Source organism: Streptomyces sp. NPDC048636 (genome assembly GCF_040650655.1).
Classification (GTDB): domain Bacteria; phylum Actinomycetota; class Actinomycetes; order Streptomycetales; family Streptomycetaceae; genus Streptomyces.
Genome location: NZ_JBEZHR010000005.1, coordinates 237,421 through 248,505, shown reverse-complemented (window position 1 = coordinate 248,505; position 11,085 = coordinate 237,421). Strand labels below are relative to the sequence as shown.

Genomic DNA, 11,085 nt, shown 5'->3' with positions numbered 1-11,085 from the left:
TGCGCGCCGGCTACGGGCGCGGGCACCGATCGCCGCCGGTCTCGGCGGACTCGACCGGCAGCCCGTCCGGACCTGCCCTCTCCCCCGCCAGCCCTCGGCGGTGCGCGGAGCCGCGGTCCGCATCGGCGTGGTCGCCGCCTTCCTCTCAATCTGATGAAAGCATCACTCTTGATGAGGCACTGTGTCAACCGCCGTCATTATTGATGCGGTCATCAGTTGTGTATCGCGCTCCGGTACCCTGATCCCATGCCTGACCAGCCACGGGAGAGCCGGGGGAGCCACGCCGGAAACCGCTTCGATCGCCGCCGGGCGCGGACACGCTCCGCGCTGATCAGCGCGGCACGCGCCCTTCTGGCGGAGGGTGCGGCCGCCGAGGCGAGCATCCAGGAGATCGCGGATCGTGCGGACGTCGGATTCGGCTCGTTCTACAACCACTTCGAAAGCAAGAGCGCGCTCTTCGACACGGCCGTGATGGACGCGCTGGACGAGTACGGACAACTCATCGACGCCGTCGCCGGGGGTGTCGAGGATCCGGCCGAGGTCTTCTCGGCCAGCGTGCGGATGACGATCCGGATGATGGAGACACATCCGGAGCTGGCCCAGGTACTGCGGCGGCGTGGCATCGAGCAGCTGCACGCCGACGCGGGCCTGGCTCCGCGGGCCCTGCGGGATATCGAGAAGGGGGTGGCCACCGGACGCTTCTCGGTGGAGGACCCTCGTATCGCCCTGTCCGCGGTCGGCGGCTCGATCCTCGGGCTGCTACAGCTGGAATCCGTACGGCCCGATATCTCGGGCCCCGATGCCGCCGAGCAACTGGCGGCGCTGATCCTGCGCATGCTCGGCCTGCCACCCGGCGAGGCCCGGGAGGTGGCACGGCGCCCGCTGCCGCTCGAGCCGCGCGGCTGAGCCGCGTCACCCCTCGGGGCCCCCATGCACGCGGTGCCCGTAGCCGCGGACCCCCCGACCGGCTGTTCGTCCCCCACCTAGACTTGAGTCAGCTCCGCGGCTCCCGCCGACAGGGAGAACCACAAGAGCGAGGAGGTGGCGTGATCACGATGACCCATGCCGCTGCTGACGCTGCCTGACGGGGGACGACGCCGACGGCAGTGAGACCGGATGGACACCTACCGGCGGCACGTGGCACACCCGCGTGACAGTGACCGGGACAAACACACAAACCCGGTCGTGGTCCGGATCCGGAGAGGCCCGCCTCTCCGGTGAAGCTGGAGCCGGAAGTAATCGCCCGCGGACAGCGGCGGTGAACCGCGTCACTCCCCGGTCAAGCCTGCGATCCCCGCCCCGGTGGGGAGAGAGCGAACGGAACCCTGCGCCTCCGAGTTGAAGATCCCCTTCGACTCGCCGAGGAGCAGCACCATCAGCAGAACATCCGAGAACACCGGCTTCACCTGCGCGTACTGCGGCAGGACGGTGGTGGCGCTGACCAACGGCGGCTACCGCAATCACTGTCCGTACTGCCTGTACTCGCTGCACGTGGACATCTCCCCCGGAGACCGTGCCAACGACTGCCGCGCGCTGATGCGCCCGGTCGCCGTCGAACACCACTCCGCCAAGGGGTACATGATCGTCCACCAGTGCACCGGCTGCGGCTCCCGTGGCCGCAACCGTATGGCCGACGACCCGCACCACGGCGATGACCTCGACACCGTCCTCGCCCTGATGCGCCTCGGCCATCACGAAGCCCGTCACCCCCACCGGCGCCGGACACACCTCTGACGCCACCAGCGGCTCCCGCCCCGGCGGGAGCCGCTGTCGTCGGCGTCAGGCCGACGTGGGGAGGGGCGGCTCCGGCGGAGTCTGCCCCGGGATCACACCGGCCGTGATCGACGCGACGCAGCCGAGCTCCGGGCGGCCCGGCCGGAGCGGCTGAACGTCCATGGTGGTCTGCGCGCCGCCCTGTTGGACGTAGAGGGTGTCTTCCTGGTTGGTGAGCCGCTTGGTGCCGGTGTGCCGCACGTACGGCTCCAGGCGCGCGACCTTGCTGTTGAGCTCCTCGGGGAAGTAGAGCTGGCCCGTGTGCACCTCCAGCCCCTCGACGTGGACGGTGAGGTGGACATGGATCGCCCGCCCGTAATACCAGCCGGGGTAGATGGACCGGAAGCGCACCTCGCCGCGCCTGTTGGTGGTCTGCATCCCGCGCAGGAACCTGGAGGGGTCGGTGGGCTCGACGTGATCCGGGCTCGCGGGCGGGACATCGGGACTGGTTTCCAGATGTCCCGAGTACCAGCCTTCCGCGTCGCAGTGCCAGATATCCACCTCCGCCCCGGCGAGGGGCGTACATGTGACGCCGTCCACGACGGTGATGCGCATCTCCAGGGGCAATCCCCGGCGGTCCTCGGTGATGTCCCGCCGGATCAGCTCCTCATCGATGAAGTACGGCCCTTCGATCGTCTCGGGCGCCAGGACGCAGGCGGGCTGCCCGCTCGCCGCGGGCGTGCCCGACGCACGGGCTGACGCACTCGCCTGCGGCAGGGCGGTGGCCCCCAGGCCCAGACCGGTGGCGCCGATCCCCAGCGCCGCCAGGACCGTGCGGCGCTCCACCTTCCTGGTCGGCTCGTCGGGTGCGGCAGGTGCGGCGGACTGAGGAGTGTGCGGAGAGGTGTTGTCGGAAGTCATGTCCGGACCCTAGGAAGGTTCGGAGGACTCTCCCAAGCGGACCGGACCGGAAGTCCTTGAGACCTCAAGTTGTTGGGTCGGGCCACTCGTCCCGGTCCCAGATGAACGGTTCCATCCGGCGCCTGGGCCGCCACGCCCGCAGCGCCGCGTCGATCGGTGTCAGGGCCTGGGGTGCCGCCGGTCCGGGACGGTGCAGGTCCATCCAGGTCCACACGTCCTGAACCACCTGTAACCAGACCCCATGAGTCGGCGTCAGATGCACATGCAGCCGAGGCTGCTCGAACTGCCAGCGGTGCAGCGCCAGTAACGTGGCGGGGTTGCCCACATGGCAGATCACATGCAGGTCGGTGTCGGTCGGCCTGGTGGTCGCCAGCCGGTGCAGAAACGCCGTGAACCCGGGGGTCGTGCGGCCGCCGGACACCGGCTCCCGCTCGGCCACCGCGGCGAGGGCGGCAAGGGCGGCGGAGTGGCGGCGGGCTCCGTCGTCCGGTGCGGCGGACGGGTTCACCGGACAGTTCTCGGAACGGGAACGAACATGGCGGGGCGGGGCCATCGGGTTCATCGTGCTCCAGCACGCGAGGACGGAGAGCACCTCGTTCACATAGATCGCTCTCGCCACGATCGGTGGCGGGCCACCGCCCGCGACGTGGTCGGCCACCGGCGCGGCCGACCGGGTGCCGCCACCCGGCGTGATCCCATGGGCGCGCCAGATCCGCGCCACCGTGGAAGGCGAGACCCCGACCCTGCGGGCGAGCGTGCGTTTGGACCATGTCCCGCCGACCGGTGGTGGCTCGTGCTGCGTGAGGTGAAGCACCTCGGCGACCGTCGTGTCCCCGATCCGGCGTGGCGCCCCCGCCCTGGGGCGGTCCCGGAGGCCCGCCGGCCCCTCGGCCACGTACCGCCGAACCCACTTGTCCACCGTCGGCGGGGAGACGCCGTATCTGCGGGCGACTTCGGCCCGCGCCACCCCGTCCGCCACGGCCAACACGAGGTGGCAGCGCACCACTCGCGCCTGTGGTGTCGACGCTCCGTTGACCTGGCGGAGGAGTTGGGCGCGCTGCGACGCGGTGAGCTCGAAGATGAGGCCGGACCTGACCGATGTCACCCACGAACAATACGTAAGAGACTTCTGGTCCACCGTCCTCAGTGGTGCGTCGCGGGGGCGGTGCGCCGGTCACGGGGGAATCGCTCACCCGGCTTGAGCATTCACATGCATCGCACCGCCGCGCCCGTTCGCGGCCAGGGGGTGCGTGCGGACGGCTCTCGCCGTGGCCTGCCTGTGCCGCGGGGCGGGAGCGGGCACCGGTCGGCGTGGCCGCTCTGCGGCAGGGGCGGTCCGCGGGGCTCCGGGAGGCCGGGCGCCACCCTGGACAACGTCGTGGATGGACGTAAATGATCGCACGTCACATCCGTTCCGCTTTGGGTGAGTTGACGGCGGATCGCCGGACCGTCTCGCCTCGGGAGGTCAGATTGCAGCCCAGACACAGACCCTTATCCGGCGCGGCCCGGAGAATCCGCCGATCGCATCTGCTCATCGGTTTCGCCCTCGGTTCCCTGCTGGTTGCTCTGACGCCGCTGCTGAGCATCGCGAACCCGGCCGGTCCGGGCTCCCGGTCGGGCGCCGTGCCCTTCGACCAGCAGACGGCGATGACGGCTCCGCATCACCCCATCGTCCCGGCGAACGCCAAGGAGCCCGCGGCTCCGGTGCTCGACCGGAACGGGTGGACGGCCACGGCCGACGGCGAGGCAACCGGCGGCGCGAACGCCCGGGCCGCCAGCGTGCTCGACGGCAGCGCGAAAACCGCCTGGCACACCACGTCGCGCGGTACCGCCACCCGCCCGCCGCACACCCTCACCATCGATATGCACCGCACGGCCGTCGTGTCCGCGCTGGTCTATCTGCCGCCCTCCGGAAGCCCCGAGGGGCGCGTCGGCGAGTACAGCGTCAGCGTCAGCAAGGACGGCCGGCACTGGGGAACCCCGGTGGCCTCCGGCACCCTCGCGGACGACGCCAGCGCCAAGACCCTCGGATTCGCTCCACAGGGAGCCCGGTTCGTACGGCTGACGGCCCTCACCGAGGCCGGCGACCGCGGCCCCGCGGCCTCCGCCGCCGAGATCAATCTGCTGGGTGACCCCGGTACCCCGCAGGCCACCGTCGACCTGTCACGGACCGGATGGACGGCCACGGCCGACAGCGAGGAGACCGGCGGCGAGAACGGCCGGGCCGCCAATGTGCTCGACGGCGACTCCGCCACCTTCTGGCACACCAAGTGGAGCGGCGGCACACCCGCCGCCATGCCGCACAGCATCACCATCGACATGGGGCGCGAGAACACCGTCTCGGCGCTCACCTACCAGCCGCGGCAGGACGGTGCCAACGGCCGCGTCGGCGCCTGGTCCCTCACCACCAGCACCAACGGCACGACCTTCGGCGCACCGGTCGCCACGGGCACCTGGCGGGACGACAACACCGTCAAGACCGCGACCTTCACCCGGGCCACCGAGGCGCGCTACGTGCGGCTGACCGTGACCACCGAGGCAGGCAACCGCGGCCCGTGGGCCACCGCCGCCGAGATCCGGCTGAGCGGGCCCGCCGACCCGGCCGAGCACGGCGCCTGGGACAAGATCATCGGCTTCCCCCTGGTGCCGGTGGCCACCGCCGTCCTGCCGGGGGACAAGATGCTGGCCTGGTCCGCCTACGCCGTCGACCGCTTCGGCGGCAGCAACGGCTATACGCAGACCGCGATCCTGGACCTCAAGACCGGCAAGGTCACCCAGCGCCGTGTCGACAACACCGGTCACGACATGTTCTGCCCCGGCATCGCGATGCTCGCCGACGGGCGGGTACTGGTCACCGGCGGCAGCAACGCCGACAAGGCGAGCATCTACGACCCTGCCACCGACCAGTGGTCCGCCACGACGAAGATGAACATCGCCCGCGGCTACCAGGCCATGACACTGCTCTCCACCGGTGATGCCTTCGTGCTGGGTGGATCCTGGAGCGGCGGCAGGGGCGGCAAGGCGGGCGAGGTGTGGTCACCGGACACCGGTACCTGGCGCAAGCTCCCCGGCGTCCCCACCACCCCCGCCGAGACGAACGACCCGGACGGTCCCTACCGCGGCGACAACCACATGTGGCTGCATGCCACTTCCGGTGGAAAGGTGCTCCAGCTGGGGCCCAGCAAGCAGATGAACTGGATCTCGACCACCGGTGACGGCAGCATCACCGGTGCGGGCAACCGGGCCGACAGCGGCGACGCGATGAACGGCAACGCCGTGGCCTACGACATCGGCAAGCTGCTCACCCTGGGCGGCTCCCCCGCCTACGAGAAGAAGCCCGCCACCCGCCGCGCCTACACCGTGGACGTCTCCGGCGACCAGGTGCGGGCCGCCCGCACAGGCGACATGGAGCAGGCCCGCGGCTTCAGCAACAGCGTCGCCCTGCCCGACGGCAAGGTGGCCGTCTTCGGCGGGCAGTCCCTCCCGGTGCCGTTCAGCGACGCGACATCGGCGCTGACCCCGGAGCTGTGGGACCCGGCCACCGGCCGCTTCACCCCGCTGGCCACCATGGCGATCCCCCGCAACTACCACAGCGTCGCCAATCTGCTGCCGGACGGGCGCGTCTTCTCCGGCGGCGGCGGCCTGTGCGGTGCGGACGGCTGTGCGACCAACCACCCGGACGGCGCCATCTTCACTCCGCCCTACCTGCTCAACAAGGACGGATCGGCGAAACCACGACCCGCCATCACCGCGGGTGTGCCGCCCAGGACCACGCACGGCGCGGCGTTCACCGTGAGCACCGACAAGCCGGTGAAGTCCTTCGTCCTCATGCGGGCGGCCGCGGCCACCCACTCGACCGACAACGACCAGCGCCGGGTCCCCCTCACATTCACGGCGGCCGGAGGCGGCGACTACCGGGTCTCCATCCCCACGGACTCCGGGGTGGCCCTGCCGGGCACGTACATGCTCTTCGCCCTCGACGCCGACGGGGTGCCGAGCGTCGCCAAGTTCCTCACCATCTCCTGAGTCATGAGACTCCGCTGGTCCGTGGCTCGCGGGTGACACCTCCCGCGGGCCACGGACCGCCCGCGGAGTGGAAGGAACCGCGGTAGAAGAGCAAGGGGCGGGATTCGGGGTGGTGCGTGAGGCGTTCGACGCGGCCCACGAAGAGGAGGTGGTCGCCGCCGTCGTAGATGGCCCAGGGCGAACAGGAGAAGGTGGCCGGCGAGCCGCTCAGAGCGGGTGCCAGACCCAGGGGCGCGGGCAGCCAGGAGGGGGAAGGGCCGCGAGCCTCCGGGCTTCCCGCGAACCGTAGCGCGAGGTCGCGTTGGTCCTCGGACAGGACGTTGACGGTGAACGGCCGACCGGCCATGAGCCGGGCCGCCTTCGAGGTACGGGAGAGGGAGACCAGGACCAGCGGCGGGTCCAGGGAGACCGCGGTGAAGGCATTCACGGTCGCGCCGTGAGGGGTGTCTCCCACCGCGCAGCTGACGACGGTGACGCCGGTGGCGAAGTAGCCGAGGCAGGTACGGAGTTGCTGCGGATCGATCGCCACCGGGTCTCCTTGTCGTCGGATGGATCAGAGCGGTGTGCGGCTCCGCGTCAGCCGGTCCAGCCCCCGGCGGGGCGGTCGAACCAGAGATGCACCTGTCCCGTGCCGATGGCGTTCTCGTACTCGCCGTAGCGGCGCCCGGCGGCGGTGCACCGGGATCCGCCGAGGGCGCCCGCGAGCGTCAGATAGTGGCCGAAGTCGCCCTCCGGCGCGTGCCGTCGGTAGTCCGGCATGGTCTCGATGACCCGGTCGTGACGGCCGTCCTCCAGCCAGGCGACACGTTGCTCGTCGGCGGCGCGGGCCGCGGGGGTGACGATGTGGGCCGGGTCACCGGCCATCCGGTCGCGCAGTTCGGCCAGCGGCCAGAAACGGTGGGAGAGACCACCGGAGGCGAGCACCAGCACCCGCCGGTCGAGCCGGGAGACGGCCTCGGCGACCGCCCCGCCCAGGAACAGGTGGTCCTCGGTGGTCGCGGTCCGGCAGACCGACATCGACAGCCATGGCACATCGGGGCGGCCGAGGTAGCTCCAGAGGTTGAGGGTGGCGTAGTGGATCGGGAGGTGGGGGTCGTCGTTGGCGGAGAGCCGGAGCGCGTCCTTCTCGGCCGCCGCGGCCACGGCGTGGGCGAGTTCAGGGTCTCCGGGGATGGCGTAGGGGAGCTGGCTGATCTCGCCGGGCATCTCGTCGGAGGTGAAGTGTCCGGACCGGTGGGCGTGGGCGGTGATGACGGTTTCGGTGGTGGTGGCCCAGTGGGTGTCGAGCACCAGCACCGCGTCATGGCCGATGGTGTCGATCACCTCGTGGCGGAGCCGGGCGAGGCCGGTGGCGAGGGTGAAGTCGCGGCCGCCGTTGGCCGCGATGCGCTGCGCTTCGGGGAACATGATGACGGGGGCGTGGGAGAGCAGTCCCGCGCCGACGATGCCGCCCATGGGCGTTTCGCCTTTCTGAAGAGAGACGCCCCGAAGATGAGACGTCCCGAAGGGGAACGGGGCTACGGGACGAGGAGCAGTTTGCCGGTGGTGCGGCGGGCGGCCAGGTCGGCGTGTGCGTCCCGGGCACGGGCGAGCGGATACCTGCCGCCGATGGTGATGTGCAGGGTGCCGTCGGCGATCCCGGCGAAGACCTCTCCGGCCCGCCAGGTGAACTCCTCGACGGTGGCGCGGAAGTGTTCCAGGTAGGGACGTGTGAGGGTCAGCGAGCCGCCCCAGAGCAGCCGCATCACGTCGACGGGTGGCACGGGGCCGCTGGCGCCGCCGAAGAGGACCAGTGTGCCCCGGCGGCGCAGGCTGTCCAGGCTGGCGTCGAAGGTGGCGGCGCCCACCCCGTCGTAGGCGGCGTGCACACCGTCGCCGTCGGTCAGCCGCCGGACCTCGGCGGCGAGATCCTGGCAGCGGTCGTAGCGGATGACCTCGTCCACTCCGTTGGCCGCCGCCAGCTTCTCCTTCTGCTGGCTGGAGACCGTACCGATCACACGCACTCCGTGCCGCTTGAGCAGTTGGGTGAGGAGCAGCCCGACTCCGCCCGCGGCGGCGTGCACCAGCACCGTCTCGCCCGCCCGGGCCCGGTAGGAGTCGTTGAGCAGGTAGTGGGCCGTCATGCCCTGGACGAGTGCGGCGGCGGCGATGTGCGGGTCGACACCGTCGGGGACGACGATGGCCTTCTCCTCGGGCACGAGCAGCTGCCCCGCGTAGCTGCCCAGGACGGTGGTCCAGGCGACGCGGTCACCGGCCGAGAACCGGGTGACACCGGGCCCCACGGCCAGTACGGTGCCGGAGCCCTCCTCACCGGGCACGGCGGGCAGGGGCAGCGGATAGCGGCCCTCGCGGCGGTAGATGTCGATGAAGTTGACGCCCGCGGCGGCGAGTTCGACCAGGATCTGGCCCGGGCCGGGGTCGCCGGGAGCCGGTCTGTCGACGGGGAGAAGGACTTCGGGGCCGCCGGTCCGCCGGATCTCGATCGCCGGAATCACCGGGGTCGGTGCCGTGGTCCGCGGTGTCATCGGTTCGCTCCTTGCAGGGTGAGGCGGTCGGGGTCGAGGTCGAGATCCACGCCGTAGGTGCGCAGCCAGTCGCCGAGCCGGACGGTGGACTCCAGGAGGATGCGTTCGAACTCGGAGAGGGTCCCGGTGGCCGTCTTGTCGGTGAGCCGGTGTACCGCTTCCGGGTCCAGATACGCGGCGAGCGGGGCGTTGTTCCCGACGGCCGCGGTGGCGAGTCCGGCGATAAGGCCCCGGTCGTAGGCGGAATCCTGGATGGAGGGGTAGGCGGCCTTGGTGCGGCGCAGTACGGACCGCGGCAGCAGGTCGGCGGCGGCCTCGCGGAGCAGTCCCTTCTCCTGGCCCGTGCAGTTCTTCATCGCCCAGGGGACGTTGAAGAGGTACTCGACGAGGCGGTGGTCGCAGAACGGCACCCGTCCCTCCAGCCCGTTCGCCATGCCCATCCGGTCCTTCTTGTCGAGCAGGATGGGCAGCCAGCGGGTGAGCGTGAGGTAGCCGAGTTCACGTGTGCGCCGTTCCTCGGGGTCCTCACCCTCGAGGCGGGGAACCTCGGCCAGCGCACTGCGGTAGAGGTCGGCCTGGTACGTGGCGAGGTCGATGCCCTCCACGAACCAGGGGCGGAAGAGCGCGCGGGGATCGAGGCCGCGGTGGGCGCCGAGCTCCAGCCAGGGGAAGGTCTCGGCGGCCCGCGCGGCGGGGTCGGAGAACCAGAGGTAGCCGCCGAACACCTCGTCGGCTCCCTCGCCGGAGAGCGCCACGGGGGCGTGCTCGCGGACTGCCGCGAAGAGCTGGTGCAGGGAGATGTCGAGGTCGGCGAAGTTGAACGGCAGATCCCAGGCCGCCAGTACCGTGCGGCGCACCGCCGGGTCGAGCAGTCCGGCCCGGTCCAGGGTGATCGTGTGGTGTGCGCTGCCGACGTGTTCGGCGACCGCGCGGGCGTAGGGGCCGTCGGGAGTGGGACGGATGGGATCGCTGCGGAAGTTCTCGCTGTGGCCGGTGAAGTCGACGGCGAAGGTGGAGAGCCGCTCCCCCTCGGCGGCGCGGACACGCTGGGCCAGGGCGGTCACGGTGCTGGAGTCCAGACCTCCGGAGAGCAGTGCGACCAGGGGGACGTCCGCGACCATCTGGCGCGGCACGATGTCGTCCAGCAGTTCGCGGACGGTGGCGATGGTGGTAGGAAGGCTGTCGGTGTGCGGGCGGGCCTCGAGTGCCCAGTACCGCTCCTCGCGCAGGCCGTCACGGCCGACTCGCAGCAGATGGCCGGGTTTGAGTTCCCGCATGCCGCGGAAGGGCACCCGGCCGGGGGTGCGCAGGAAGAGCAGCGCGTCGCACAGCTCCTCCGCGGAGGCGCTGGGCTTCACCAGCGGGTTGGCCAGGATGGCCTTGGGCTCCGACCCGAAGAGCACACCTTGAGGGATCGGGTGGTAGTAGAGCGGTTTGACCCCGAGGCGGTCGCGCACGAGGAGGAGTTCCTCACGGGCGGTGTCCCAGAGGGCGAGGGAGTACATGCCGTTGAGTCGGTGCACGACGTCGGCGCCCCACTGGAGGTAGCCGCGCAGCACCACCTCGGTATCGCTGGAGGTGGTGAACCGGTGCCCGTGCAGGGCGAGTTCGCCGCGCAGCTCGCGATAGTTGTAGATCTCGCCGCCGTAGGAGATCACGGCGCGCGGCAGGTCGCCGCGTGGGCCGCGCTCCGGGGTGGCCATGGGCTGGACCCCGCCCTCCGGGTCGATGATCGCCAGTCGCCGATGGCCGAGCGCGGCGTGGGTGTCGAGCCAGCCGCCGCCGGCGTCCGGGCCGCGGCGGATCAGCGTGCGCACCATGGTGTCGAGCGTGCTGGACTCGGTGGTGAGGTCACGGGAGAAGTCGACCCAGCCGGTGATGCCGCACATGGTCTGCTCCT

9 protein-coding genes are annotated in these 11,085 nt (G+C 71.1%); 3 read left to right on the top strand and 6 right to left on the bottom strand.

The features are described from left to right. The first annotated feature begins 246 nt into the window (after window positions 1-246). Window positions 247-906: a TetR/AcrR family transcriptional regulator gene (locus AB0C66_RS16430; RefSeq protein WP_362438013.1), complete on the top strand. Its 660-nt coding sequence runs from the start codon at window positions 247-249 to the stop codon at window positions 904-906. Window positions 907-1,302: 396 nt separating this feature from the next. Next, a complete protein-coding gene (locus AB0C66_RS16425; RefSeq protein WP_362438011.1) occupies window positions 1,303-1,734 on the top strand; it encodes an RNHCP domain-containing protein in 432 nt (143 codons plus the stop codon). A gap of 45 nt (window positions 1,735-1,779) precedes the next feature. On the opposite strand, the gene AB0C66_RS16420 is transcribed toward AB0C66_RS16425, so the two are convergent. Both AB0C66_RS16420 and AB0C66_RS16415 read right to left on the bottom strand, forming a co-directional pair. Then, complete coding sequence (locus tag AB0C66_RS16420; RefSeq protein WP_362438008.1) at window positions 1,780-2,634, bottom strand: intradiol ring-cleavage dioxygenase; 855 nt, start codon at window positions 2,632-2,634, stop codon at window positions 1,780-1,782. Between the two features lie 64 nt (window positions 2,635-2,698). Then, a complete protein-coding gene (locus AB0C66_RS16415; RefSeq protein WP_362438005.1) occupies window positions 2,699-3,739 on the bottom strand; it encodes a helix-turn-helix domain-containing protein in 1,041 nt (346 codons plus the stop codon). Window positions 3,740-4,257: 518 nt separating this feature from the next. On the opposite strand from AB0C66_RS16415, the gene AB0C66_RS16410 reads away from it, so the two are divergent. Further along, window positions 4,258-6,660, top strand: coding sequence for a discoidin domain-containing protein (locus AB0C66_RS16410; protein WP_362438002.1), 2,403 nt, complete (start codon window positions 4,258-4,260; stop codon window positions 6,658-6,660). Window position 6,661: 1 nt separating this feature from the next. On the opposite strand, the gene AB0C66_RS16405 is transcribed toward AB0C66_RS16410, so the two are convergent. The 4 genes from AB0C66_RS16405 to asnB form a co-directional block, all read right to left on the bottom strand. Continuing rightward, window positions 6,662-7,189 carry a flavin reductase family protein gene (locus AB0C66_RS16405; protein ID WP_362437999.1) on the bottom strand — a complete coding sequence of 176 codons (528 nt, stop codon included), beginning with the start codon at window positions 7,187-7,189 and terminating at the stop codon, window positions 6,662-6,664. 47 nt (window positions 7,190-7,236) lie between these two features. Continuing rightward, entirely contained in the window at window positions 7,237-8,115 is an 879-nt protein-coding gene (locus AB0C66_RS16400) for a catechol 1,2-dioxygenase (RefSeq protein WP_362437997.1), read from the bottom strand. A 62-nt stretch (window positions 8,116-8,177) separates the two neighbouring features. Then, the gene (locus AB0C66_RS16395) at window positions 8,178-9,185 is read right to left on the bottom strand and encodes a quinone oxidoreductase (protein WP_362437994.1); all 1,008 of its coding nucleotides are present in this window, start codon (window positions 9,183-9,185) and stop codon (window positions 8,178-8,180) included. After that, the gene (gene asnB, locus AB0C66_RS16390; RefSeq protein WP_362437991.1) at window positions 9,182-11,074 is read right to left on the bottom strand and encodes an asparagine synthase (glutamine-hydrolyzing); all 1,893 of its coding nucleotides are present in this window, start codon (window positions 11,072-11,074) and stop codon (window positions 9,182-9,184) included. Before asnB ends, AB0C66_RS16395 begins: the two co-directional genes overlap by 4 nt. Between the last annotated feature and the right edge of the window lie 11 nt (window positions 11,075-11,085).